Genomic DNA, 23,777 nt, shown 5'->3' with positions numbered 1-23,777 from the left:
GGAGAACATGACAGACATTTATGATATCGAAATCCAAAAACAAGACGGAAGTCTGCAAAAAATGAGTGATTATAAAGGAAAGATTCTGCTGATTGTCAATACAGCGACCGGCTGCGGCTTCACTCCTCAGTATCAAGAACTGCAGGAACTCTACGAGCGCTATCAGAAAGACGGATTTGAAATTCTAGATTTCCCCTGCAATCAGTTTGGCCAGCAGGCACCTGGAGACGCTGCAGAAATCAACAGCTTTTGCAGCCTTAACTACGGAACAACCTTTCCTCGATTTGCCAAGATTGATGTCAATGGTCCTCATACCGCTCCTCTCTTTGACTGGCTCAAAAAAGAAAAGGGCGGCCTTCTGGGTGAGAAGATTAAATGGAATTTCACAAAGTTTCTGGTCAGCCGAGACGGAACAGTCATCAAACGCTTCTCACCACAAACCTCTCCCCAAAAGATAGAAGAACTCATCCAAAAGCTATTATAAAAAGTAGGAAAAGGCAAAACGATTTAGCCAATGGCAACTCATCTTCCACAGCTTGGCTAAGCTCTTTAAAAAACAAGACATTTTGAGCTTTCAAAACGTCTTGTTTTTGCATTATAATATTTCAATTATATTACATTTCATTCATTTTCTAGCAATTCTAGGGATATTTTTTGCTTTTTTATTTGTTTTAAGTTAAAATAAACCAGTATGAGGAAGAGGATTAAACCGCTTGCAATCCTAATTTTCTTTGCTTCTTTTATCGCTTTTATTTTGATAAGCAAGCAAATTACTGACTCTCAGGAAAAGCAAGCACAGGCAAAAATTTCACAAACTAAACAAACTCCAAGTTCCTCAAAAAAAGAGGAAACATCTGATGATTCGTCCTTGGATGAAGAGTTTATTTCCAGACCAATCATTGACATTTCTGGCTGGCAGTTGCCAAGTGAGATTAATTACGACTTACTCGCACAGAATGTTTCAGGAGTAATTGTCCGTGTTCATAGTGGAGCGCAGGCAAAAAAAGAAAACGCAGCAACTCATCTGAATGGTCTGGACAAATCTTATGAAAGACACATCAAAGAATTTCAAAAGCGCAACATCCCTGTTGCTGTCTATGCCTATGTGGCCGCCAATAGCAAAAAGGAAATGGAAAAAGAAGCCGAAAGTTTCTACAAGGCTTCTGCCAAGTACCATCCAACCTATTATTGGCTAGACGTCGAAGAAAAGACTATGTCTGACATGAATGCGGGAGTTGAAGCTTTCCGAGCCAAGCTAGAGTCACTTGGTGTTAAAAATATTGGTATCTATATTGGAACTTATTTTATGGAGGAACACAGTATCTCTACTGATAAGTTCACGGCAATTTGGATTCCAACTTATGGTAATGACGACGGCTACTACAATGCCGCACCAAATACTGAGCAAGATTACGACTTGCATCAGTACACATCACAAGGTCAGCTGACTGGTTTCTCTCATTATCTTGATTTGAACCAGCTGTCAACCTTGAAAGACCAGACAGCTACCTATCAAAAGCTATTTACAGTTCCTAAAGAAAGCCAATAGCTCAGAGCGACAGCTCAAATCTCAAAGATTGCTGTCGTTTTTTATTGTCACAAAATAGGAAATTCCCAGCCGTTTCTTCTTAATAAAGCCTATATTTTATGATATAATGATTTGATGAATGAAATTAGAAAAGGAAAATACAATGATTTCTTGGTTGAATAGAATTTTCAAAGGAATGGTCATTGCACTTGGCTTTATTTTGCCAGGAGTTTCAGGCGGTGTTTTAGCAGCTATCCTAGGTATTTACGAGCGCCTGATTCATTTTTTAGCACATTTAAAGGAAAACTTCATCGAAAATGTTCTCTATTTCATACCAGTTGGAATCGGAATGATTTTAGGAATTGCCGCCTTCTCCTATCCTGTCAATCTGCTGCTGGACAACTACAAAGTGATTGTCCTTTGGGGATTTGCCGGAGCCATCATCGGGACTGTTCCTAGCCTCATTAAAGAGTCTGTTGCTAAAAGTGAGCGTGATCGGATTGATATTCTCGTTTTCTGGGTCAGCCTCATCCTTTCTGGAATCTTTCTTTATTTCTTAAATGGCATGGTCGGCACCTTGCCAGCCAACTTTCTCTCTTTCATCTTAGCAGGAGCCTTGATTGCACTGGGCATTTTGATTCCTGGACTCAGTCCGTCCAACCTTCTCTTAATTTTAGGACTCTATGCACCTATGCTGAATGGCTTTCGCAAACTGGATCTCTTGGGTACCTTCCTTCCTATCGGAATCGGAGGAGCCTTAGCACTGATTCTCTTCTCTAAGCTCATGGATCATATTTTGAAAAACTACTACTCCCGTGTCTATCACTTTATCATTGGCATAGTCCTATCCAGTACACTTCTCATTGTAGTGCCGCAAGCAGGAAACAGTGAAAGCATCAGCTATCATGGGGTTTCTGTATTGACACTTGTCCTTGCAGCCTTTTTCTTCGGTCTGGGAACCTGGCTGGGACTCTGGATGTCACAATTAGAAGAGAGATACACTAATGGCTAAAAAAACAAAAATCAAAAAAACACTGGTCGAGCAAATTTTAAGCAAGGCTAAGATTGAACATAGAGGCCTGCAGCTAAATGCCTTAGCAGAACAGCCAGCCAATGGTTTGGACCGTTCGCAGATTTATAAAACCTTGGCCTTGACAGGAGACAAGACCGGCACACTAATCGGTATCTTACCTATCACAGAACATCTATCTGAAAAGAAAATGGCCAAGATTTCCGGTAATAAAAAAGTCAGTATGATTCCCCAGAAAGACTTGGAAAAGACAACGGGCTATATCCACGGAGCCAATAATCCTGTCGGTATCCGGCAAAAGCACAACTTTCCAATCTATATCGACCAGTCAGCTCTAGAGCGAGATAGCATCATCGTGTCAGCTGGCGAAGTCGGCCGCAGTATCGAAATCAAGGCTCAAGATTTAGCAGATTTTGTTCAAGCTGACTTTGCAGATCTCAAGGAAAATCCTAGCTCATAATTCTTCAATACTGCACCTAATATTCTCAATAAACCCTAATAAGAAAGAAACAATCAACCACTATGAAATTATACTTTGTCCGACACGGAAGAACGGAATGGAATCAGGAAGGCCGCTTTCAGGGAGCCAGCGGTGATTCGCCACTGCTGCCAGCCGCCGTTGAAGAACTGCATACCCTAGGAAAACATCTGGCTCAGACACAATTTGGCAAGATTTACAGCAGCGACCTCCCTCGTGCCGTTCGCTCTGCTGAGATTATCCAAGAAGAAAGCCAGTTTCCGACTGAAATCGTATCAGTACCTGAACTGCGAGAATGGCAGTTGGGAAAACTGGAAGGCGCAAAAATCTCTACCATAGAAGCCATCTATCCACACCAGATGACTGCCTTCCGTCACAACCTCTCACAATTTAATCATACGTTTTTTGACGCTGAGTCGGTTTACCATACAACCCACCGGACCATTTCCTTTATCAAGACCTTAAAGGACAAGGACTATGAACAAGCGCTCATTGTCGGTCACGGAGCTAACTTAACCGCCAGCATTCGGACCATGCTGGGCTATGATACACCTCTTTTACGCAAGAATGGCGGTCTGACCAATGCCAGTATCACCATCCTTGAAACAGAAGACTTTGAAAATTTTGAGCTGATCACTTGGAACAATACGGATTACTTAGTTGAAAAGGCAGAAAAGTAAAGCTGGATTTCTAGCTTTTTTTCTTACTTTATAGCCAAATATAGATGAATTTCCCTATCTTTTGTGATAAAATAGGTAGGAAAACTTTTGGAGGAAAAACATGACTACTGAACATATTGAGGAATTAAACGACCAGCAGATTATCCGTCGTGAAAAAATGGCTGCGCTGGCTGAGCAGGGAATTGACCCTTTTGGCAAACGCTTTGAGCGGACTGCTAACTCTGCTCAACTAAAAGAAAAATACAACGATAAAGATAAAGAAGAATTAAACGAACTCAATGAAACAGCTATTATCGCTGGCCGTCTCATGACCAAGCGCGGCAAAGGAAAGGTTGGCTTTGCCCACATCCAAGATCGTGAGGGCCAAATCCAGATTTATGTGCGTAAGGATGCTGTTGGTGAAGAAAATTATGAAATCTTCAAAAAGGCGGACTTAGGGGATTTCCTCGGTATCGAAGGTGAGATTATGCGGACGGATATGGGTGAGCTTTCTATCAAGGCAACCCACCTTACTCATTTGTCTAAGGCTCTGCGTCCCCTACCTGAAAAATTCCATGGCCTGACAGATGTCGAAACCATCTACCGCAAGCGTTATTTGGATTTAATTTCCAACCGCGAAAGCTTTGAACGCTTTGTCACTCGTTCAAAAATCATTTCAGAAATCCGTCGTTACTTGGATGGACAAGGTTTCCTTGAAGTTGAAACTCCTGTTCTCCATAACGAAGCAGGCGGTGCTGCCGCTCGTCCATTTATTACCCACCACAATGCCCAAAATATTGACATGGTACTGCGGATTGCAACCGAGCTTCACCTTAAACGTCTTATCGTTGGCGGTATGGAGCGAGTTTATGAGATTGGCCGTATCTTCCGTAACGAGGGAATGGATGCAACTCACAATCCAGAATTCACTTCCATCGAGGTTTACCAAGCCTATGCTGACTTCCAAGATATCATGGACTTGACTGAAGGCATTATCCAACATGCAGCTGTCTCTGTCAATGGAGATGGACCAGTCAACTACCAAGGGACTGAGATCAAGATCAACGAACCATTTAAACGCGTTCACATGGTTGACGCCATCAAGGAAATTACGGGCGTTGACTTCTGGCAAGATATGAGCTTTGAAGAAGCTGCTGCCTTGGCCAAGGAAAAGAAAGTTCCGCTTGAAAAACACTTCACCGAAGTTGGCCATGTTATCAATGCTTTCTTTGAAGAATTTGTGGAAAAAACCTTGATTCAGCCAACCTTTGTCTACGGTCATCCTGTAGCAGTATCACCTCTGGCTAAGAAAAATCCAGAAGATCCACGCTTCACGGACCGTTTCGAGCTCTTCATCATGACCAAAGAATATGCCAATGCCTTCACCGAGTTGAACGATCCAATCGATCAATTATCTCGTTTTGAAGCACAGGCAAAAGCTAAAGAACTGGGTGATGACGAAGCAACAGGCATTGACTATGACTTTGTCGAAGCTCTGGAATACGGCATGCCACCAACTGGAGGTCTGGGAATCGGTATCGACCGTCTGGTTATGTTGCTGACAGATGTGACCACTATTCGCGATGTCCTGCTCTTCCCAACGATGAAATAATCTGTATTTTATACGATATTAAGAAAACAAATCCTGCTGGAATTCCAGCAGGATTTTTACATCAAAAAAAGTCTGGTTCCCCAGACTTTTGATTATATTATTCATATCTCAGTGCTTCAATTGGATCCAGTTTGGAGGCCTTGTTGGCCGGCAAGATTCCGAAGAGAACACCGATAGTTGCTGAGAAGAGAAGGCTGACGATGCTGACTGATAGAGATACCGTCACTGGTGTTCCTTCCAGCATTTGACTCATGGCCGAGCCTAGTACAGACGCAAGTCCCGCAGCTAGAACCAGTCCAATCAACCCACCAATCAGTGTCAAAATCATAGACTCAATCAAAAATTGCATCAAAATATTGCCACGCGTTGCTCCCAGAGCTTTCCGAAGTCCGATTTCCCGGGTCCTCTCAGTGACCGATACCAGCATGATATTCATAACGCCGATACCTCCAACAAAGAGAGAGATTCCGGCGATGGCACCGATAACTCCTGTCATGGCACCATAAATATTTTGTACTTCCTGATAGAGGGCACTATCATCTGTCACTTGATATTCTCCCTGTTGGAGACCAGCAATTTCTGTTAATTTCTTGGCAACCTTAGGGCCAAGTTCTGGCACCAAGCTAGTATCATTCACTCGAAGAACAATCTCTGAAATTTCATCTACTCCAAAGTTTGCGGCTATGAGTGTATTGGTTGTAATAGCATTACCTCCATAGACCTGCATAGAGCCAGATGCAGCAGCAGTTTCAGGATCTCTATAAACCCCAATCACCCGATAGTTACTGGCACCCACTGTCACAATTTTATTGATTGCCTCTTCAGCGGAAGAAAAAAGGGTCGCAGCCAGACCTTCGTCTAGCAGCACAACACTGGCAAAGCCTTGATAGTCTTGCTGTCTCAGAGCACGACCAGCAATTATTTTGTATTTTTTCACCTGAATATAGGTCATGTTTGCACCGACAAAGTTGACGCGCTCAGCCTTCTTATTTTCGTAGCTAAAGGTTTCCATAGCTGAGTTGGTCACATAGTAGCCGTCCACTCCCTTGATATGGGTCAATTCCTTAACCCATGCTTCCTGAGCCTTGGGTGGTTCCACCACTTCTTCGCTTTCATCTTCCACATTTACAGAATAGAGATCAGCCGTTTGTGTATAGGAGCCATCCTTGCTCTTTTTAGGAGAAAAGACGAGACGCATGTTTTTCTGACTTTTGGTAAAACTCTCATTGACCCGTCGGGTAATGGAATCTCCTAAGGCCATTATAACCACAACCGAAGCCACTCCGATAATAATCCCAATCATGGTCAGGAAAGACCGCATCTTGTGTCCAAGAATGGAGCTAATGGCAAATTTCCAGTTTTGCATTAGACTAGTCCTCCTTCCTTAGCGCTATCAGATGAGATGACACCGTCACGAATGACAATTTGCCGTTTGGCATAGGCCGCAATCTCAGGCTCGTGGGTTACCATGATAATGGTTTTCCCTTCTCGATTGAGCTCAGTTAAGAGCTCCATAATCTGCTCACCAGTCTTGGTATCCAAGGCCCCCGTCGGTTCGTCAGCCAGAATCAGAGAAGGATTATTGACCAAAGCACGCGCAATGGCAACCCGCTGCTTCTGTCCTCCAGAGAGCTCTGAAGGCAGATGGTGCATCCGCGTGTCCAGCTCCACCTTGGTCAGAAACTGCTCGGCCAAGGACTTCCGTTTAGACTGACCGACACCTGCATAAATCAAGGGCAGTTCCACATTTTGCAAGGCATTAAGCTTAGACAAGAGAAAGAACTGCTGGAAGACAAAGCCGATTTGCTTATTTCGAACCTTGGCCAGCTTCTTATCACCTAGCTTAGCTACTTCTTCGCTTCCCAGATGGTATTCACCAGTGGTCGGACGATCCAGCATCCCAATGATATTCATCAGAGTAGACTTACCAGATCCAGACGGCCCCATGATGGCAACAAACTCGCCCTCTTCAACCTCCAGACTGATGTCTTTTAGTACCTGCAGTTCCTGATCTCCATTGCGATAGCTCTTATTAATATTTTTTAACTCAATTAGCTTCTTCATAAGATTTCACCTCTTGACCGTCTTTCAAGCTATCTGTCGGATTGATGATAACTTTACTATCCTTTGTCAAACCAGATGAGATTTCTTGATTTTCAGCATCAGCATTTCCGAGCGTCACTTCTGTCTTCTTGGCAACTCCTTTTTCCAGGACCCAAACATAGTTCTTATCTCCGTCCATTACCACACTGCTGACTGGCACAATGAGTCCCTGAGTATTGTTTTTAACTTCGATATTGACAGAGAAGCCTTGCTTGAGCTCACCAATCTCGCTGGTAATGTCAATTGTAAATGGATATTTAGAACCTGAAGCTGTTCCGCTGCCACCAGTTCCAGATGGCTGAGCTGCTGCCTGCTGGCCGTCTTTTGGATAGTTGGAAATGTAGCTGATTTTACCAGTCCATTTCTTGTCTGGGTAAACCTTTGATGTAATGGTCACTTCTTGGCCGACAGACAAGTTAGCCAGGTTGTATTCGGATAATTCACCCTTAATCTGCAGATTACCATTGCTAACGATGTGAACCAAGGTTTGAGTAGCACCTGTTGTTGATTTTGAAACATCACGGTTGACTTCTACGACCGTACCATCTGCAGTGCTGGTCACTGTCAAGGCATTGAGAGTAGCTTGCGCTTTATTCATATTATCCACTGCATCAGCTCTAGCATCACGCAGGTCAGCTGCCTGAGACTCCACAGAACGCTGAGCCTGAGCTTCAGACGCCCCATCTGCTTCTTCGTCACCAGTAGTATTTACAGTCACACCATTGGTCTGCAAGTCATGCAATTGACGATCAGCTTTGCTAACCGCCCGAGCAGCCGCATCATAAGCAGCCTGAGCCTCTGCACTTTTATAAGTAACCAATGCTTGACCGGCAGTCACCTGGTCGCCTACATTGACCAGTACATTTTCCAAGTCACCCTTGGTGCTGTCATAGTAGATGTACTGCTCATTGCTGGCTGTGACATTTCCTGTCAGCAAGACTGAAGAAGCCACTGAGCCTTCCTTGGCCTTCTGAACCAGCGGAGTCGTATCGACCGGTGCCTCAGAAGGATTCCCTCCGTTTAAAAACATGAAGAGAATTGCTCCTGCAACAACTGCAATCGTAGCTCCAATAATGCTAAATAATTGCCATTTCTTTAACTTTTTCATCTTTTTTCCTCCTCTTGATGAAAACGATTTTCTTTTGTTATATTATATCACAAGGCTATCATAATTCTTCTAAAAAAATTTACAGTTTTTCACAAATGGTTGCTATTTTATCTCAGATAGTCACTCCATTTAAATCCGTAGCAGATTTTTGCATTCACCTGCTAAAAAAGGTACAATTACCTCATATAATAGAAGGAGATTCTAACAAGATGAAAGAATTTGATATGATTGCTATTGGCGGTGGCAGCGGGGGAATTGCTACCATGAATCGGGCAGGCGAATACGGTGCCAAGGTTGCCGTTATTGAAGAAAAGAAACTAGGTGGCACCTGTGTCAATGTCGGCTGTGTCCCAAAGAAGATTATGTGGTACGGAGCTCAAATCGCTGAAGCTATCCATCATTATGGGCCAGATTACGGCTTTACCTCTGATAATCATGCTTTTGATTTTGCTACCCTTCGGAAAAATCGCGAAGCTTATATTGACCGAGCACGTTCATCTTACGACGGTAGCTTCAAACGGAATGGTGTCGAACTGTTCGAAGGACGTGCCCGTTTTGTGGATGCAAACACTGTCCAAGTCAACGGCGAGCTTATTCGCGCCAAGCATATCGTTATCGCGACGGGTGCTCATGCTGCTATTCCAAATATCCCTGGCGCAGGCTACGGCGAGAATTCCGACGATGTCTTTGCTTGGGAAGAGTTACCTGAATCTGTAGCCATTGTCGGAGCAGGCTATATAGCAGTTGAGCTAGCTGGCGTGCTCCATGCTCTAGGAGTTAAAACAGATCTTTTTGTTCGTAAGGACCGACCACTGCGCAACTTTGACAGTTATCTGATTGACGGCCTGCTCCAAGAAATGGAGAACTCTGGACTCCAGCTTCATACCCATAAGATTCCGCAAAAGCTGGAAAAACTTTCTGATGGTCAGCTCAAGCTCTACTTTGAAGATGGCAGCAGTCACACAGCCCAGCATGTTATCTGGGCAATTGGTCGTAAGCCAAACGTCCAAGACCTCAATCTGGAAGCAGCTGGCATCACTCTCAATGAACGTGGCTTCATTGCTGTAGATGAGTACCAAAACACTGTGGTTCCAGGTATCTATGCTCTAGGAGATGTAACAGGTGAAAAAGAATTAACTCCTGTTGCTATCAAGGCTGGACGAACTCTGTCTGAGCGTCTTTTCAATGGTAAAACAAATGCTAAAATGGACTACTCAACTATTCCAACTGTTGTCTTCTCCCATCCCGCTATTGGGACTGTCGGCCTGACGGAGGTAGAGGCTATCAAGACTTACGGAGCAGAAAATATCCGTGTCTATACATCTAGCTTCACATCCATGTATTCAGCTGTCACCCAGCACCGCCAACAGGCCAAGTTCAAGCTTATCACTGCCGGTGAGGATGAAAAGGTCGTTGGCCTTCACGGTATTGGCTACGGAGTAGACGAGATGATTCAAGGCTTTGCTGTTGCTATTAAGATGGGCGCTACCAAGGCTGACTTTGATGCTACAGTTGCTATTCACCCAACTGGCTCCGAAGAATTCGTAACCATGCGATAAAAAATTCAAAATCAGAAGAGGTTTGGTATTCCAGCCTCTTTTTGACTTCTGCTACCATTTTATAATAAAGATGTTGACCGTTCCATAACCTAATCTTTCATTTTACTGACAATTCTTACATTTTTGTAAGATTGTAAATTTTAGCTATTTCAGATTCATTTGACTTTCCTTTCAAATATCAGTCTAATGGAAGAAATTCAGAATTTTTTCAAACCATAGACTACTGCTTCACTATTTAAAAAGGTTAATTGTCAAATATCTATCAAGAAACTCCAAAGATTATAAAAAGCGATCGTTGTTTTTTACTTATTATATGCGACAAGGAGCCTGAAATGAAATCTCAGACTCTTTTTTTTATGGTAAAATAGCTACAGCCCTCACTGGTGAACCGCTGGCTTGGTGCCAGTTGGGAAAGCTAATTGAGATGAGAGCACCCTTAGCCGGCAGCTGATCCAGATTGGTCATAACTTCTAGCTGATAAATGTCCTGCTCCAAAAGATAGTATTCATTGAGCAGCCCATGCTCCGCTGTGGGGATACCCGCATCTGTATCAAAAGTTTCGTGACCTATCGCCTTGACACCACGCTCATGGATAAGAAACTCTAGAGCATCTCGACCCCACCCAGGAGTATGCTGAATCTCCTGATCATCCAGATTGCGCATAGCAGATTGGCTTGGCCAACGCTTGGACCAGTCTGAGCGAAAGGCAACAAATGTTCCTGCCTCAATCTTCCCGTGCTCCGCTTCAAAATCTAAAATATCCTGCTTGCCCAGAATAAAGTCTGGATTCTCTGCCACTTCCTTAGACTTATCAATAACCACCAAAGGCAGGAAAAGATCTTTTAGCTCAATCTCTTCCAACCAGCGACCACCCTCCACAAAATGAATCGGAGCATCAATATGAGTCCCGTACTGGCCAACTACAGAAAACTGCTGAACATGAAAACCGTCTTTCAAAGTGAAAATATCCTTTTTCTCCAAGGCAGGCAGAGCTGGAAAATGCGGACTATCTTCCTTGATCTGATGGGACAAGTTGACCCATTTTTTCTCCTGTAGTACCTGATAAATTTTTAATAAATCTGTCATAGCCTTCTCCAATCTAGTCAGTCTTGCTTGGGAAGATGTTGATTACGCACCCACACCTCTAGCAAAAACTCTTATTTACTTTTGCATTATTATATCAATCAAAGTGAGCTGCTGCAATTCTTTACAGCCCTTTTAGATAATCCTTTTTTATTGATAAGAATATAGTTTGAAGCTATAGCTAATTTTTCTAATCAAGCCTATTCAAACATTGAAAATTTTGATATGATAGTACAAAGTAATCCAGAAACGAGGAAACTGATGAGTAAAACGAAAAAAATTATTGCAGCCTTGGGCATCCTTTTCTTTAATATTTTTGGCCTTATCGCCTTCTTTGTCTTGCTTATCAGAAGCAAGAAACGAAAATAAGAATCTGTCTGTATATTTGTCTCGTCCGATTAAGAAGGACTTGACTTTTTTTTATTTAGCTTTTAAAATAGTTACCATAAAAACAAAAAGAGGTTTACTATTTATGAACAATAACAAAGCATTTCTTCTTGCCCTCCCAGCTATCGGAGCCGCCTTCCTAGCTGTCCTGTCCCAATTAACTATTTCCATTGGCCCTGTCCCCATCACGCTGCAGACTTTTGCTGTCGGTTTGATTGCAACGATTTTTAAACCACGCGAAGCGGTTCGATCGGTCTTTATTTATCTTCTGCTGGGAGCTATTGGCCTGCCAGTCTTTGCTGGAGGAAGCGGTGGTTTTCAGGCTCTCTTTGGCCCTAGCGCCGGCTATCTCTGGTTCTACTTACTCTTTGCCCTTGTGACATCCAGTCTGACCCATAAGGACAGTCCTTTCTATATGGTTTTTATAGCCAATGTATTGGGTGATGCTCTCGTCTTTGTCGGCGGTATCTTAGGACTACATTTCTTGGGGGGACTCGATTTCTCTAAGTCAGTCGCGGTTGGCCTTACTCCTTTTATCCTGCCAGACTTGCTAAAAATGGTTGTCATCACCATTATCAGCATTCCTATTTTTAAGAGTCTTAAATTCCATCCCTACTTTTCAGAGAAATAGAAAAAACTGATAGAGCTTTCTCTATCAGTTTTTAAATGCATCCACGAGAACTTGGAATTCTTCATTAGAAAGTGTAATTCCCTTGCCCATTTTGCTGTGGTCTGGACTCCAAGTCCGAATATCATACTTAGCTGGTGCTCCATTAAAGCTAACGCGATTAAGCTCCTTGGTCCAGCCCTTGTCATTTTCAGACAAGACCAGAAGTTTTTCTTCGATTTCGAATGTAAATTCTGCCATATTTCACCTCTTGTTTTATTTTCCAACTAATAATTCGTAAAAGAATTTACAATTTAGGGAATTTTGTTATATAATATATTGTAACAAGTTATGGAGATTTTAGCTATGAAAAAATATCTCGAAATGATTTTACAAAGAGCCAACGAATTTATCAGTGGCAAAAAGAATGAACAAGGACCAGAGGACAGCGGCCGCATCCTGCGTACCATCGAGCTAGCTCTGCGAAAACAATCTGGTGTCCACGTTATCTTTCTGGATAAAAGCTTCACTGGCGATATTGTTAAATACGATCGCGAGCGCCTGCAGCTGATTATCAAGAATTTCAAGAAAAGTATGACCACTATTATCCGCGTGCAGGACATCAAGCGAATCAGTCTCGTACCCAATAATATCCGTGAAGCCCAAAAGAAGGACATTCGCATCACCAATCGTCGTTTCAAAAGATAACTCTTCTATCCAGCTGGATGGAAGAGTTATTTGTTTGTCTGAAAATAAATTGATTGATGCTTCTTGCATCCTGGATTAAAAGGATGAGCGCAGATAGGACAAGCATCCTTACAGTCAAGATACTGGGAAATAGTCAACTCGGTCCTGCAATGACCGCAGAGAACTACTCGATCTTCTGACCGACTGACAGGATAGGCCAGAAAAGCATGATCTTCGTAGCAGTCATGACAGAGAAAGCAAGGATAGTATTTCTGACAAGCAAAGCACTTAAGGGCTATGATATCTCTCTCACTGTGATAATGCTGGCAGCGAGTCTCCTCATCAAGAATATCGCCATAAACCTGAATCATGCTACTTCCTCTCTGAAAATCTCTATTCATAAAGATGGCTTTTGGATTAAAAAGCCACCTATGAATATAAGATTAAGCTCGGACGGTCACGCTAGTGCCATCTTCCTTGTAAAGATTAATCAAACCTTCCTTGCGAGCCCGCACCATATCGCCGGCCTCTACAGGCTGCTCCAAGTGAATGGTCAGAAGCTCCATCGGATTAGGAGCCCGATCAATTTTATTACCATCAGCATCACGAAGGTCTGTGACAAAGGTTTCAAAATGACGGAAGCCTGGTCCATAAAACTCAACCTGATCTCCTTCATGGATAACATTTCGCTGACGGATAGTCGCTGTCTGACTGTCTGCGTCATAAGCTACTACTTCAGCTACAAATTTGTATTCCGGAATCTTGCGTCGCGCTCCGAACAGCTGCTCATTCTCTGTTGGAGTATGATAGTAAAATCCTGTGGCCAATTCGCGTTGAGCAACCTTCCACATCTCATCAACCAAGTCCTGCTTGATAGCTTCAAACTTTTCAGGACTTTCTAAGTAGGCATTCACAGCTGCTTTATAGCAGTTAGTCACAGTAGAAACGTAATGAATGGACTTCATCCGTCCCTCAATCTTCAAGCTATCCACTCCATTTTCAATCATGTCTGGTATGCGATCAATCATGGACATATCAACCGCGGACATGGAAAATTCTTCTGGAACTTCCCCCTTCAAACTCTTACGTTCTTGTCCGAAAGGCATGTCGTAGAGATCGTATTTCCAACGGCAGGATTGCGAGCAGCCTCCACGATTGGCATCGCGCATACTCATGTGATTGGATAATGTACAGCGTCCAGAGTAGGAAATACACATCGCTCCATGAACAAAGGCTTCTATTTCAACGTCAGTCCGTCGGCGAATTTCAGCCAGTTCAGCCATAGAAACTTCGCGAGCTAGGACAACACGAGTCAGTCCTAGATTTTTCCAGAATTCCAGCGTTTCATAGTTGGTCGCACTGGCCTGAGTAGACAAGTGGATTTCCAGACCAGGTGCTTCTGATGCTGCAATAGCAATCAGAGCCGGATCTGAAACAATGACAGCCGCAATCCCGATATCCCGCAAACGGCGGAACCACTCACCAGCTCCCTCTTCATTACCCTCGTGCATAACCATATTGGCCGCGACATAGACCTTAGCACCATAACTAGCCGCAAACTGAACCCCTTCTTCCATCTGTTCAAAGGTAAAGTTCCCAGCCCGGCTGCGCAGACCATAGGCCTGTCCGCCAATAAAAACAGCATCTGCTCCATATCGAACAGCTACTTTTAGCTTTTCCAAAGTACCAGCAGGTGATAACACCTCTGGTCGTTTCAACTTTCTTGCCATCATTTTCTCCTATTTGCAATATAAAAGTGTTGATGTCTAATCCTTATTATTTTATAGTAATTTACCCCTAAAAGCAAGGTGCTTTGAATTATTTTCACAATTCTAATTTTCAAGTTTTTCGAATTAATTCAAAAAATTGTTGGGCATACATTTTTAGTATTGTTTTATCAATAATATTTTTGTAAAAAAAGAACTCCTAAAAAGAGTTCTAATTTCGATATTTATTTTACCATATCAGGGTCATAGTCATAAAATCCGGTATCGAGAAAACGATTTTTCGGATGCAGTTTATGAATCGCTTCATCCAGCACAAAGGCTTGGTCTGAGCTAAACTTGCCTGCTTCAATCAAATCTCTCGCCTCTACAAAAATCTTAGCAATCTCGACAAAGTTGTGACCAGGTGTGTAGAGCCCTTCCAACTTCCAGTGGCAGAATCCATGGTCAACCAATTCTATCAGCTTGGTCATCAAATCCAAGTCATTATTGGCAAAAATATGAGTACCATGATTGTCCTCAAAAATCGAGTAATGGCTCTGCGGGTCACTAGGTTCCGCCAGAAAGAGGTCTCGCTCCCGTGTCTTTTCATCATTGATATGAGTAAAATTATAGTAATTCTGCAAAAGAGGACGCTTGGAGTGATGGATGACACTAGCTCCGTAAACTAAGACTTCAGCAGGAATTTCCAAAATCTCTGGCATTTTAAAAAGCTCTGCAGAAGGAATCTCACGCGCCAAGACAGCTTCTGAAACACCAGCGTTCTTAGCCCAAAAATTAATCTGACGGCTGCTGGTAACCATGGTTGAGGCATCGTAAATTGTCTTTAATTTATAACCATCGCGCTGCAGCACATAGAAAACACCAGCATCACCAACGGTAATATAATCTGCCCCAATCTCCTGCAGAAAATCAAGGTAGGGCTTGATATTATCCATCATTTCCTGATGCATGAGCGCGTTCACCGCAACGGTCAACTCTTTTCCTGCTTGGTGAACTAAGTCAGAAATTCGAGTTAATTCGTCTAAACTAAAATTATGAGGCAATCGAAGGCCATAATTTTTCTCACCGACATAAATTCGATCGACATTTGCCTCTAAAAGTTCCTCAACTTGTTCTATACTTTCAGCTGTTGCTGTAATAATTATCTTTTTCATACAACCATTATAGCAAAAAAATATAAAGGAGTGGTTTTTCATTCGAATTTATTCGTTTTGTAATCCTTTTGTAATATTTAAAACTGCAAAAAAATGGTAGAATTAGAGGGTACTGTAAGGAGAGAGAATTATGCACGTAAGAAAATACCAACAATATGATGACCCAACTGACTACTACTACCAAGAAATTGAATCTGAACAAACACCACTCTATCAAGAGTACTTACCTGAAGCAGAAACATCACCAAGATTAAGTGAACTCTTTTTCTTCTTAAATATTGCTGTTTTCTGTGTCTTGACAGTTTTGTTTAGCTTTGTATTTTTGAGTTTAAAAATGAATACATTTATGTCCTTCACTTTGGCCATTGCTTCCAGCCTGATTAGCATTCAATCTTATCGCCTGTTCGCAAAGAAACGCCAAACTAGCAAATAAACCAACCTTGTGATTCTACGATTTTAAAATATAAGAAAAACCGACGACGCTTTAAGTCCTCGGTTCTTTTTTTCGTTCTTGTAAACAAAGAAGACTAGCAAAATTGCTAGTCTTCTTTGTTTTATTTTTCTTCTTGACTGTCTGTTTCAAGAGCCTTTTCTTCTTGTCCTTCTGTCGCTTCTTCTCCGAAGTCAATGATGATTTCTTCTGAAGATTCCTCTTCTTCCTCTTGAAAGATTACAGGCTCTTCCTCTGCAAAGCTGCTTTCTTCTTTATCAAATTTTTCTTTGATTTCGTTAAACTTATCTTGTGAGTAGTCAACGACTGATTTTGTCGTTTCTTTGACAGATTCGATGACAGTTTCAGTTGTAATCTCGCCTTTCTCAACCTTTTCCTTGGTTTGTTGAATTGCGCTGACAGCTTGATTTGAAAAGTCTTTAGCAGACTGAACGACAGCTTCGTGAATATCATCAGGATTTTCTTGGTATTCCTTAACAAAGTCCCGAACCTTATCTGTCGTTTCCTTTCCTTTCTTACTGGTCAGAAAATAGGCAGCAGCTGCACCAGTAACAGCGCCCAATAACAGTGATGAAAATTTTCCCATAATAGACCTTCTTTCTTATTTTTTAAACAATTTTGAAGCAAAACGCAAAGCAGATAAACCAGCTGTAGTTTTGACGGTTCCTTTACCAGCAGACACCGCTTTTTTACTCAGCGTACGCGCCTGAACGTTCAAATCTGAAACGGACTCAGACAGGTCCGCCACAGCTGTAAACAAAGGATCAATGGTTGCGACTTTTTGATTGATGTCGTCAGTTAAGACATTGACCTTGGCCAGTAAATCATTGGTTTGGTGAAGGGTCACGTTGACATCAGAAGTCAAGACCTTGATGGTATTTTCTGTTTCATCAAGCATCTTACCAGCTTTCTCGCCCAGATTTTTGACAGTAATCGTCAAATAAATCACGAAGATAATAAGGGCAACCGCCAGTAAAGCATAAGCAATTTCAATTATCATATTTATCTCCTTTCATCGCTGACATCTCTTATAAGAGTCAGCAGCTCTATGTATTTCTTATTCTTGATAATAAGGGGCTTTCTTTTTTCTTTGGTAAATGATGATGCCTATTCCTACAAAAATAAGAATCAGCGACAGCCATTGGGAAACGCGCAGACCAGCAAACATAAGACTGTCCGTCCGCATCCCCTCAATAATCATCCGACCAAATCCATACCAAATCAGATAGAAGGCGGCGATTTCTCCCTGTCTCAGCAACTTAGGCCGACGGCGGAGAACAATAATCAAGATAAAGCCAATTAGGTTCCATACAGATTCATAGAGGAACGTTGGCTGTCTGTAGCTGCCCTCGATATACATATTCTCACGAATAAAACTAGGCAGATAGTTCAAACTCTTAACTGCCGCACCGTAGGCCTCATGGTTGGCAAAATTTCCCCAGCGCCCAATACTCTGAGCAATCATCACACTTGGTGCTGCGATATCTAGAAAATCGACTGGGTGAATCAACCTTCTCCGACAGAAGAAATAGAGAACGATGGCACCAGCTATCAGCCCACCGTAAATGGCAATCCCGGCTATTCCGCCATTCCAAAAATCAATGATTTTTATCAGATTCTTACCGTAATAATCCCATTCGAATGCCACGTAATAAAGTCGGGCACCCACAATGGCTACGGGAAAAGCTACTAGGATAAAATCCAAAATATCATCAGGAATAATCTTCCGACGTGGAGCCTCCTTCATGGCAAGATAAACGGCTAAAACTAAGCCTGTGACAATACAGATGGCATACCAGCGAATACTGATAGGCCCAAGTTGGATAGCTACTGGATCAATCATGTTTCACCTCATTTCGGCTAATTAAATCAGTGAGGCGTTCTTCAAAGATCTTGGTAGCATCATAGCCCATTTGCTTAGCTCGATAGTTCATCGCTGCAGCCTCAATCACGACTGAGATATTGCGACCAGTCTTTACAGGAATCCGAATACGTGGAATTCTGACACCGGCAACCTCCAGCTCCTCTGTATCATTACCTAGACGGTCAAAAGTTTTTTGAGTATCGTAATTCTCCAAATAGACAGCTATCTGAACTTGAGAAGAATCTTTTACTGCACTGGCTCCGTATAAGCTCATGACATCGATGATACCAACACCACGAATTTCCAATAGGTGGCGCAGGATTTCAGCCGGTTCTCCCCAAAGGGTCACTTCATCCTTGGCATAGATATCCACTCGATCGTCCGCAACCAAACGATGGCCACGCTTAACCAACTCAAGCCCTGTTTCACTTTTACCAATTCCACTGTCTCCTTGGATGAGAACTCCCATGCCATAGATATCCATCAGGACCCCATGGACACTGGTTCTCTCAGCTAGCCGGGAATCAAGATAACTGGAAATTTCTCCAGACAAGCGACTGGTGGAGGTTTTGCTTCTAAGAATAGCAACCTGCTTCTCATCAGCCGCATCAATCATTTCTTTAGGAATCTCTAAATTTCGAGCAATGATAACCACCGGCGTCTCAGGCTGGAACATTTTCAGCAGTACTTGATGGCGATTATGAGAGCTCATCTTCATCAGATAAGACCACTCTTTCATCCCAATCAGTTGTATCCGCTCGGGTGTATAAAAATCAAAATATCCAGTCATTTCAAGTCCAGGCCGAGAAATATCTGAAGTTTTAATTTCTTTCTCCAGTAAAACTTTATCTCCGTACTCCTGAGACAGACGAGACATTTTTAAGAGGTCTTTGACCTTTACTGACATTGTCTTCTCCCTTCAAATTTGTCTGCTTCTATTATAGCAAATTTTTACCTCAAAAGAATCTTTAAGATTGATTTTAGGTCGAAAAAATATTTTGATTTAAATCAACTTTTTAGTGAAAATAGAAAAACAGCCGCGACATCAATCAATCAGGCTACTGAGAATTTTCTTTTGGTTCTTAAAACAAGGATGGTTTTCTACAAAGGCCGGGACCTCTTTCAGAGGCAACCAGACATGGGCATCTGTTTCGCCTTCCTGATAGCGGACTTGACTCTTATCGCCAGACACAAGCACTTCATAATAGTCGAAATGGCACTGGTCTTTGATAGAGCACACCTGCTCCAAAAGCCTGATGCTGTCAGGAACCAGGCCTGTTTCTTCTTCTAATTCACGCAGGGCGGCTGTCTGACTATCCTCTCCTGCCAGCACACTGCCTCCCGCTCCGAACTCATAGTAGCCAGGATAGAGACTTTTATTGGCTGACCGTCGCATAAATAAAATATCGCCATCCTGATGGCGAACCAAGACATTGACACAGAGATGAAACTGTCCTTCAGGAATTTTGTCTCCTCGAACCAGGAGATGAGGGAGTTGATTTCGATTTAAGTCATAGGCATTCCAAAATTCTGTCATATTTCCTCCTTGGATAAGTGCTTAGGTTTTCGTTGAATTTGTAAGGTTCAGTCTATTTCACTCTGATCATTTTCAGTTTGAGACATAGCTCGCTTTTTATAGTTAGAAAAATTGATTGAATGAGCTATAGAGTACACGATTGTATTTGAAACTAGCATACCAAAAATATAAAATAGGCTGCTAGGAAGGGAGTTTATAATTATTTGGAAACCTCCAACAAAACCATAAATTATGAGAGTTAGAACTGGCAGAAATAAGATAGATACAAGTCCTACTAAACGCTCTGAGCTTTGCTTCGGGGATAATACTTTCAAGAAAAAGAATAGATTCCACAAGCCAAATGGAAAAGCTAGAATACCTATAAAGAAAACAAACAAGCCAGCATATCCTCCTGCTACCATGCCAGCAGCAAAAATAAGAACTATATGTAGAATTAAACTAATAATCAAATACAGGAAAAATTTCCACAAATACACCGGTAAAGAAAATTGTTTCATAATGCTGCCTTTCTAATCTTCAAAATGATCTGATAAATCAAGTGACTCACTCTTTTCCATTTGTTTAGCTATACGGAGATTCTCACGCCCTTTTTTTATAGAATAAGCAAAGAAATAAAGAAACGTATTAACCAGAAGAATAATGAAGAATATTGGAATCATGCTCTTAAGGCTATTGAGCCAATTACTTAGACCATCTGCATGAGAACTATTCAAAAAGAAAACAGAAACTGCAATAAAAAGTGGATGCATAAAAATAGATAGTAGCAAAACACTTTTTTTAAGAACTTGACTAGTTGGCGGTGTAAACAGAAAGAAGAAAAAATTCAAAAAGCCATAGCCAAAAATCATCATCCCTAGACAAGACATTGTCAGACTAGTGCCGTAATTAGACTTAAGGAGAAAAGCCAGAAGACCAAGCCCTCCAAAACTAACAATAAATGACAGAATAATATAAAGCAAGAGCTTGAATGCATACCATATGATTGAAAATTTTTTCATGAAATCATTCTCTCCTCTTCATCTAGTAAAAAATCGGGAGTGCATCCCGAAATTTTCTATTTTATTAAGAATTACCAAAACCAACCGTCTTTATCGTCTTTGATAGCTTCCGCTTCTTTTCGTTTGCGTGGACCAGTTCCGTACATTTCTTCTTCTAAGTCTTCTTTATAAGGCATAACCATGGCCAGCAGGATATAGATGAGAATTCCCAAGCCGAAATTGACCACAGTAAAGATAATAAAGAGGAAGCGCACCAGGCTCAGATCAAAATCAAATTTATCAGACAGACCGGACAAGACACCGGAAATCAGTCGATTCTTTTTCAACTTATAGAATTTCACGTTCATGATAGAGACCTCAATGATCATATTTACTTTATTCTACCATATTTTATAAGAAAACAATCGGGCCAAAGGCTGATTATGGATTAGAATATTCATTCTTTTAAAAAAGAGAGTTCTTCAATGAACTCTCTTAATAATTATCAACCATTCTCCGACAAACGAAGCTTGCCCATACAGCGTCCGCAACGGTATTTTTGAAGATTGACTCTGCGTCTGCGACGGATAAGTGCTCCGCAGCTCAGGCATTCATAGATGAGAAAGGTTTGCGAGTCGGATAAGGATGGAGCGTAGCGCAGACCATCAACTCGCTTGAGCAGGTCTTTAAAATCTCTATCCCCATGGCGATAACCTTTACCCTGATAATAGAGATGATAGTGAGCCAGCTCATGGCGGACAATTTTTCGGAAAGTTTCCAGCCCAAAAGTTTCATAGATTTTTGGGTTAAAATCTAGATGGCCATCTTTAGGAAAGAAGCGTCCCCCTGTAGTCCGGAGGCGCTTGTTCCAATATGCTTGATGGCGGAATTCCCAGCCAAAATCCTCAAGCGAAACCCGCTTGACATAGTTAGTTAGATTCATTTGGTGCTATCAGAGAGAGGTTAACCTTCTCCCGCTCCACATCTAGCTTATCCACCCAGACAGTGACCAAGTCACCAACAGATAGGACCTGACTAGGATGCTTGATATAGTCTGTGCTCAGCTTGGAGATATGGATAAGACCGTCCTCGTGGATACCGATATCCACAAAGGCTCCGAAATCAACGACATTCCGAACGACTCCTTCCAGCTTTTGACCGATACGCAAGTCCTTGATATCCAAGACATCCTGCCGCAAGACTGGCGCGTCAAAGGAATCTCGCAAATCCCGACCAGGCTTAAGCAAATCAGCAATAATATCTTTGAGGGTTTCTTCTCCCAAGCCTAGCTCTGCAGCCAAACTAGCAGTCTGCACTGCTTTTAATTTGGCTTGGGCTGCTTCATCTAAACTGCTAATGTCAAGACGCTTAAAGAGCTCCTCCACCGCCTTATAAGACTCTGGGTGAACGCCTGTATTGTCTAGCAGGTTATCACTTTCGGGAATACGCAGGAAGCCGGCTGCCTGTTCAAAAGCCTTTGCGCCTAGACGCGGCACTTTCTTGATGGCCTCGCGAGACCGAATCAAGCCTTCTGTTTCCCGATATTTAACAATATTTTCTGAGATAGTCTTATTGAGACCAGCTACGTGGGCCAGCAGGGCAGGACTTGCGGTGTTGATATTGACCCCGACCTGGTTAACCACGGTATCAACGACAAAGTCCAGACTTTCAGACAGTTTTTTCTGGCTGACATCATGTTGGTACTGACCAACCCCGATAGACTTAGGATCAATCTTAACCAGCTCAGCTAAAGGATCTTGCAGACGGCGGGCAATGGAAATAGCTGAACGCTTTTCAACAGTCAAATCTGGAAACTCATGACGAGCCAGTTCACTAGCAGAGTAGACAGATGCTCCGCTTTCATTGACGATAACATAGCTGACATTCGGATGAGATTTCAAAACTTCTGCTACAAAGGCTTCGCTTTCTCGGCTGGCAGTTCCGTTTCCGATGGCAATGATTTCCACGCCAAACTGCTCAATCAGCTCTGACAACTCCTTCTTAGATGCTTCAATCTGAGCTGGCTTTGCTGGCGCTACTGGATAGATAACATGAGTCGTCAGCATCTTACCTGTCGCATCAACAACAGCTAGCTTAGCCCCTGTCCGGAAAGCTGGGTCAAAGCCCAGTACTACGCGACCTTTGAGAGGGGCAATCAGGAGGAGATTGCGGAGATTATCTGAGAATAGCTGAATCGCTCCATCCTCAGCGGCCTCAGTCAGCTCGGTTCGAATACGGCGCTCCATGGCTGGAATGATTTTCTTTTTAACTGCTTGCTGGACAGCTTCGATAATATAGGCATTTTTCACCTTGAAACGAACTTCAAAGAAGCGTAAGATCTTCTCAAGATTGTGCTCAAAACCAACCTTGAGAATACCTAGCTTCTCACCACGGTTAAGAGCCAGGGTACGGTAGCCTTGCATAGTTGCTACTTTTTCGGAAAAATCATAATAAATCTGGAAGACCTGCTTTTCATCCAAATCACCGTCTTTGAGACTGGATACGATAAAAGAATTGGTCTGCATCTCATGGTAGGTCCAAGCCCGCAGCTTGGTATCTTCAGAAATTGCCTCGGTCAGAATATCCACTGCTCCAGCAAGAGCAGCTTCTCCTGTCGAAAAGGCTTCACTAGTAAGTTTCTCAGCTTCTTCCTGTAGATTAGCCGCATCCTGTAGGATTAGGCGGGCCAAAGGAAAGAGACCTGCTTCACGGGCAAGGGTAGCCTTGGTACGACGCTTCTCCTTATAAGGCAGATAAAGTTCTTCCACATCTGCCAGCTTTTCAGCGGCTTCAATCTCAGAGCGCAGCGCATCCGTAAGTTTGCCCTGCTCCTCAATCTTAGCTAAGACCGTCGCTTTACGCTCCGCCAAGGCAGTCATGCTCTTATCTAGGTCAATGATTGCCTTAATCTCGACCTCATCCAGATTTCCTGTCATTTCCTTACGGTAACGAGCAATAAAAGGAATCGTATTTCCTTCAGCGGTCAGATCTAGGACCTGTGATACTTGGCTTTCTTTAAGGCCCAATTTCTGGGCAATTTTTTCAATATTTATATTTTCCATAACAATCCTATTATATCACAAGTGCTTTGAAAGATAGGCAGTTTTAGAACTATTTAGTACTATTTGTACAAAAAAATTTAGGGTAAATCAGCGACAAAGAGTCTCCTATGTTTCAAAATTTCATTTTTTGATAATTGGTAGTATAATAGAATTATTATCTTAGA

Annotated in this window: 28 protein-coding genes; 10 read left to right on the top strand and 18 right to left on the bottom strand. The window is 42.4% G+C overall.

The window, feature by feature from the left end:
- Window positions 1-7 precede the first annotated feature (7 nt).
- The 6 genes from RP262_RS05075 (at window position 8) to lysS (ending at window position 5,307) form a co-directional block, all read left to right on the top strand.
- Entirely contained in the window at window positions 8-484 is a 477-nt protein-coding gene (locus tag RP262_RS05075) for a glutathione peroxidase (protein WP_311154488.1), read from the top strand.
- 207 nt (window positions 485-691) lie between these two features.
- Window positions 692-1,549, top strand: coding sequence for a glycoside hydrolase family 25 protein (locus RP262_RS05070; RefSeq protein WP_002894996.1), 858 nt, complete (start codon window positions 692-694; stop codon window positions 1,547-1,549).
- 142 nt (window positions 1,550-1,691) lie between these two features.
- Window positions 1,692-2,540 carry a DUF368 domain-containing protein gene (locus RP262_RS05065; protein ID WP_311154487.1) on the top strand — a complete coding sequence of 283 codons (849 nt, stop codon included), beginning with the start codon at window positions 1,692-1,694 and terminating at the stop codon, window positions 2,538-2,540.
- Window positions 2,533-3,018: an aminoacyl-tRNA deacylase gene (locus tag RP262_RS05060; RefSeq protein WP_125336816.1), complete on the top strand. Its 486-nt coding sequence runs from the start codon at window positions 2,533-2,535 to the stop codon at window positions 3,016-3,018. Before RP262_RS05065 ends, RP262_RS05060 begins: the two co-directional genes overlap by 8 nt.
- 62 nt (window positions 3,019-3,080) lie before the next feature.
- Window positions 3,081-3,716: a histidine phosphatase family protein gene (locus RP262_RS05055; RefSeq protein ID WP_311154486.1), complete on the top strand. Its 636-nt coding sequence runs from the start codon at window positions 3,081-3,083 to the stop codon at window positions 3,714-3,716.
- A 100-nt stretch (window positions 3,717-3,816) separates the two neighbouring features.
- On the top strand, window positions 3,817-5,307 hold the full coding sequence (lysS, locus tag RP262_RS05050; RefSeq protein ID WP_311154485.1) for a lysine--tRNA ligase: 1,491 nt from the start codon (window positions 3,817-3,819) through the stop codon (window positions 5,305-5,307).
- Window positions 5,308-5,404: 97 nt separating this feature from the next.
- On the opposite strand, the gene RP262_RS05045 is transcribed toward lysS, so the two are convergent.
- The 3 genes from RP262_RS05045 to RP262_RS05035 are packed head-to-tail and all read right to left on the bottom strand — an operon-like array spanning window position 5,405 to window position 8,518.
- On the bottom strand, window positions 5,405-6,673 hold the full coding sequence (locus tag RP262_RS05045; protein ID WP_311154484.1) for an ABC transporter permease: 1,269 nt from the start codon (window positions 6,671-6,673) through the stop codon (window positions 5,405-5,407).
- Window positions 6,673-7,371 (bottom strand): ABC transporter ATP-binding protein, encoded by a 699-nt coding sequence (locus tag RP262_RS05040; RefSeq protein WP_002906126.1) that lies wholly within the window; start codon window positions 7,369-7,371, stop codon window positions 6,673-6,675. The genes RP262_RS05045 and RP262_RS05040 overlap by 1 nt, the downstream gene beginning before the upstream one ends.
- Window positions 7,355-8,518 (bottom strand): efflux RND transporter periplasmic adaptor subunit, encoded by a 1,164-nt coding sequence (locus tag RP262_RS05035; protein WP_002920756.1) that lies wholly within the window; start codon window positions 8,516-8,518, stop codon window positions 7,355-7,357. The genes RP262_RS05040 and RP262_RS05035 overlap by 17 nt, the downstream gene beginning before the upstream one ends.
- A 209-nt stretch (window positions 8,519-8,727) precedes the next feature.
- Here RP262_RS05035 and gorA point away from each other — a divergent pair, with 209 nt between their 5' ends.
- On the top strand, window positions 8,728-10,077 hold the full coding sequence (gene gorA / locus RP262_RS05030) for a glutathione-disulfide reductase (protein WP_311154483.1): 1,350 nt from the start codon (window positions 8,728-8,730) through the stop codon (window positions 10,075-10,077).
- A 354-nt stretch (window positions 10,078-10,431) separates the two neighbouring features.
- Here the strand turns inward: gorA and RP262_RS05025 are convergent, their stop codons facing one another.
- Window positions 10,432-11,163 (bottom strand): cyclase family protein, encoded by a 732-nt coding sequence (locus RP262_RS05025; RefSeq protein WP_311154482.1) that lies wholly within the window; start codon window positions 11,161-11,163, stop codon window positions 10,432-10,434.
- A 469-nt stretch (window positions 11,164-11,632) separates the two neighbouring features.
- Here RP262_RS05025 and RP262_RS05020 point away from each other — a divergent pair, with 469 nt between their 5' ends.
- Window positions 11,633-12,178 (top strand): biotin transporter BioY, encoded by a 546-nt coding sequence (locus RP262_RS05020; protein ID WP_311154481.1) that lies wholly within the window; start codon window positions 11,633-11,635, stop codon window positions 12,176-12,178.
- Between the two features lie 24 nt (window positions 12,179-12,202).
- Here the strand turns inward: RP262_RS05020 and RP262_RS05015 are convergent, their stop codons facing one another.
- Entirely contained in the window at window positions 12,203-12,415 is a 213-nt protein-coding gene (locus RP262_RS05015; protein ID WP_002897227.1) for a YdbC family protein, read from the bottom strand.
- A gap of 90 nt (window positions 12,416-12,505) precedes the next feature.
- On the opposite strand from RP262_RS05015, the gene RP262_RS05010 reads away from it, so the two are divergent.
- The gene (locus RP262_RS05010) at window positions 12,506-12,862 is read left to right on the top strand and encodes a hypothetical protein (RefSeq protein WP_002899965.1); all 357 of its coding nucleotides are present in this window, start codon (window positions 12,506-12,508) and stop codon (window positions 12,860-12,862) included.
- Between the two features lie 26 nt (window positions 12,863-12,888).
- Here RP262_RS05010 and RP262_RS05005 read toward each other — a convergent pair whose 3' ends face one another.
- The 3 genes from RP262_RS05005 to RP262_RS04995 all read right to left on the bottom strand — a co-directional run bounded on the left by RP262_RS05005 (window position 12,889) and on the right by RP262_RS04995 (window position 15,722).
- Entirely contained in the window at window positions 12,889-13,212 is a 324-nt protein-coding gene (locus RP262_RS05005; RefSeq protein WP_002906115.1) for a CHY zinc finger protein, read from the bottom strand.
- A 72-nt stretch (window positions 13,213-13,284) separates the two neighbouring features.
- The gene (locus tag RP262_RS05000; protein ID WP_032908118.1) at window positions 13,285-14,571 is read right to left on the bottom strand and encodes a U32 family peptidase; all 1,287 of its coding nucleotides are present in this window, start codon (window positions 14,569-14,571) and stop codon (window positions 13,285-13,287) included.
- Between the two features lie 221 nt (window positions 14,572-14,792).
- Entirely contained in the window at window positions 14,793-15,722 is a 930-nt protein-coding gene (locus RP262_RS04995) for a peptidase U32 family protein (RefSeq protein ID WP_311154480.1), read from the bottom strand.
- A gap of 130 nt (window positions 15,723-15,852) precedes the next feature.
- On the opposite strand from RP262_RS04995, the gene RP262_RS04990 reads away from it, so the two are divergent.
- Complete coding sequence (locus tag RP262_RS04990) at window positions 15,853-16,155, top strand: DUF3270 family protein (protein ID WP_002894977.1); 303 nt, start codon at window positions 15,853-15,855, stop codon at window positions 16,153-16,155.
- Window positions 16,156-16,276: 121 nt separating this feature from the next.
- Here RP262_RS04990 and RP262_RS04985 read toward each other — a convergent pair whose 3' ends face one another.
- The 10 genes from RP262_RS04985 to RP262_RS04940 all read right to left on the bottom strand — a co-directional run bounded on the left by RP262_RS04985 (window position 16,277) and on the right by RP262_RS04940 (window position 23,613).
- Window positions 16,277-16,759 carry a YtxH domain-containing protein gene (locus tag RP262_RS04985; protein WP_311154479.1) on the bottom strand — a complete coding sequence of 161 codons (483 nt, stop codon included), beginning with the start codon at window positions 16,757-16,759 and terminating at the stop codon, window positions 16,277-16,279.
- A gap of 15 nt (window positions 16,760-16,774) precedes the next feature.
- Window positions 16,775-17,173 (bottom strand): DUF948 domain-containing protein, encoded by a 399-nt coding sequence (locus RP262_RS04980; RefSeq protein WP_002897219.1) that lies wholly within the window; start codon window positions 17,171-17,173, stop codon window positions 16,775-16,777.
- Window positions 17,174-17,230: 57 nt separating this feature from the next.
- Complete coding sequence (gene lgt / locus RP262_RS04975) at window positions 17,231-18,016, bottom strand: prolipoprotein diacylglyceryl transferase (RefSeq protein ID WP_002920747.1); 786 nt, start codon at window positions 18,014-18,016, stop codon at window positions 17,231-17,233.
- A complete protein-coding gene (gene hprK, locus RP262_RS04970) occupies window positions 18,009-18,944 on the bottom strand; it encodes an HPr(Ser) kinase/phosphatase (protein ID WP_125340928.1) in 936 nt (311 codons plus the stop codon). Before hprK ends, lgt begins: the two co-directional genes overlap by 8 nt.
- Window positions 18,945-19,082: 138 nt before the next feature.
- Window positions 19,083-19,574: an NUDIX domain-containing protein gene (locus RP262_RS04965; protein WP_125352883.1), complete on the bottom strand. Its 492-nt coding sequence runs from the start codon at window positions 19,572-19,574 to the stop codon at window positions 19,083-19,085.
- 47 nt (window positions 19,575-19,621) lie between these two features.
- Window positions 19,622-20,071, bottom strand: a complete 450-nt coding sequence (locus RP262_RS04960) for a preprotein translocase (protein ID WP_311154478.1) — start codon at window positions 20,069-20,071, stop codon at window positions 19,622-19,624.
- Between the two features lie 12 nt (window positions 20,072-20,083).
- Complete coding sequence (locus RP262_RS04955) at window positions 20,084-20,572, bottom strand: histidine kinase (protein ID WP_311154477.1); 489 nt, start codon at window positions 20,570-20,572, stop codon at window positions 20,084-20,086.
- A 71-nt stretch (window positions 20,573-20,643) separates the two neighbouring features.
- Window positions 20,644-20,919 carry a PspC domain-containing protein gene (locus RP262_RS04950; protein WP_049540665.1) on the bottom strand — a complete coding sequence of 92 codons (276 nt, stop codon included), beginning with the start codon at window positions 20,917-20,919 and terminating at the stop codon, window positions 20,644-20,646.
- Window positions 20,920-21,056: 137 nt separating this feature from the next.
- Window positions 21,057-21,494 carry a SprT family protein gene (locus RP262_RS04945; protein ID WP_049540619.1) on the bottom strand — a complete coding sequence of 146 codons (438 nt, stop codon included), beginning with the start codon at window positions 21,492-21,494 and terminating at the stop codon, window positions 21,057-21,059.
- Entirely contained in the window at window positions 21,481-23,613 is a 2,133-nt protein-coding gene (locus tag RP262_RS04940; RefSeq protein ID WP_311154476.1) for a Tex family protein, read from the bottom strand. The genes RP262_RS04945 and RP262_RS04940 overlap by 14 nt, the downstream gene beginning before the upstream one ends.
- Window positions 23,614-23,777: the final 164 nt, after the last annotated feature.

This window comes from uncultured Streptococcus sp. (assembly GCF_963456385.1).
Lineage (GTDB): Bacteria > Bacillota > Bacilli > Lactobacillales > Streptococcaceae > Streptococcus.
This window is presented reverse-complemented; position numbering and strand designations above follow the sequence as displayed.

Coding starts and splice junctions, on each gene's coding strand:
- RP262_RS05075 (WP_311154488.1), top strand. CDS start 8: ATGACAGACATTTATGATATCGAAATCCAAAAACAAGACGGAAGTCTG.
- RP262_RS05070 (WP_002894996.1), top strand. CDS start 692: ATGAGGAAGAGGATTAAACCGCTTGCAATCCTAATTTTCTTTGCTTCT.
- RP262_RS05065 (WP_311154487.1), top strand. CDS start 1,692: ATGATTTCTTGGTTGAATAGAATTTTCAAAGGAATGGTCATTGCACTT.
- RP262_RS05060 (WP_125336816.1), top strand. CDS start 2,533: ATGGCTAAAAAAACAAAAATCAAAAAAACACTGGTCGAGCAAATTTTA.
- RP262_RS05055 (WP_311154486.1), top strand. CDS start 3,081: ATGAAATTATACTTTGTCCGACACGGAAGAACGGAATGGAATCAGGAA.
- lysS (WP_311154485.1), top strand. CDS start 3,817: ATGACTACTGAACATATTGAGGAATTAAACGACCAGCAGATTATCCGT.
- RP262_RS05045 (WP_311154484.1), bottom strand. CDS start 6,673: ATGCAAAACTGGAAATTTGCCATTAGCTCCATTCTTGGACACAAGATG.
- RP262_RS05040 (WP_002906126.1), bottom strand. CDS start 7,371: ATGAAGAAGCTAATTGAGTTAAAAAATATTAATAAGAGCTATCGCAAT.
- RP262_RS05035 (WP_002920756.1), bottom strand. CDS start 8,518: ATGAAAAAGTTAAAGAAATGGCAATTATTTAGCATTATTGGAGCTACG.
- gorA (WP_311154483.1), top strand. CDS start 8,728: ATGAAAGAATTTGATATGATTGCTATTGGCGGTGGCAGCGGGGGAATT.
- RP262_RS05025 (WP_311154482.1), bottom strand. CDS start 11,163: ATGACAGATTTATTAAAAATTTATCAGGTACTACAGGAGAAAAAATGG.
- RP262_RS05020 (WP_311154481.1), top strand. CDS start 11,633: ATGAACAATAACAAAGCATTTCTTCTTGCCCTCCCAGCTATCGGAGCC.
- RP262_RS05015 (WP_002897227.1), bottom strand. CDS start 12,415: ATGGCAGAATTTACATTCGAAATCGAAGAAAAACTTCTGGTCTTGTCT.
- RP262_RS05010 (WP_002899965.1), top strand. CDS start 12,506: ATGGAGATTTTAGCTATGAAAAAATATCTCGAAATGATTTTACAAAGA.
- RP262_RS05005 (WP_002906115.1), bottom strand. CDS start 13,212: ATGATTCAGGTTTATGGCGATATTCTTGATGAGGAGACTCGCTGCCAG.
- RP262_RS05000 (WP_032908118.1), bottom strand. CDS start 14,571: ATGGCAAGAAAGTTGAAACGACCAGAGGTGTTATCACCTGCTGGTACT.
- RP262_RS04995 (WP_311154480.1), bottom strand. CDS start 15,722: ATGAAAAAGATAATTATTACAGCAACAGCTGAAAGTATAGAACAAGTT.
- RP262_RS04990 (WP_002894977.1), top strand. CDS start 15,853: ATGCACGTAAGAAAATACCAACAATATGATGACCCAACTGACTACTAC.
- RP262_RS04985 (WP_311154479.1), bottom strand. CDS start 16,759: ATGGGAAAATTTTCATCACTGTTATTGGGCGCTGTTACTGGTGCAGCT.
- RP262_RS04980 (WP_002897219.1), bottom strand. CDS start 17,173: ATGATAATTGAAATTGCTTATGCTTTACTGGCGGTTGCCCTTATTATC.
- lgt (WP_002920747.1), bottom strand. CDS start 18,016: ATGATTGATCCAGTAGCTATCCAACTTGGGCCTATCAGTATTCGCTGG.
- hprK (WP_125340928.1), bottom strand. CDS start 18,944: ATGTCAGTAAAGGTCAAAGACCTCTTAAAAATGTCTCGTCTGTCTCAG.
- RP262_RS04965 (WP_125352883.1), bottom strand. CDS start 19,574: ATGACAGAATTTTGGAATGCCTATGACTTAAATCGAAATCAACTCCCT.
- RP262_RS04960 (WP_311154478.1), bottom strand. CDS start 20,071: ATGAAACAATTTTCTTTACCGGTGTATTTGTGGAAATTTTTCCTGTAT.
- RP262_RS04955 (WP_311154477.1), bottom strand. CDS start 20,572: ATGAAAAAATTTTCAATCATATGGTATGCATTCAAGCTCTTGCTTTAT.
- RP262_RS04950 (WP_049540665.1), bottom strand. CDS start 20,919: ATGAACGTGAAATTCTATAAGTTGAAAAAGAATCGACTGATTTCCGGT.
- RP262_RS04945 (WP_049540619.1), bottom strand. CDS start 21,494: ATGAATCTAACTAACTATGTCAAGCGGGTTTCGCTTGAGGATTTTGGC.
- RP262_RS04940 (WP_311154476.1), bottom strand. CDS start 23,613: ATGGAAAATATAAATATTGAAAAAATTGCCCAGAAATTGGGCCTTAAA.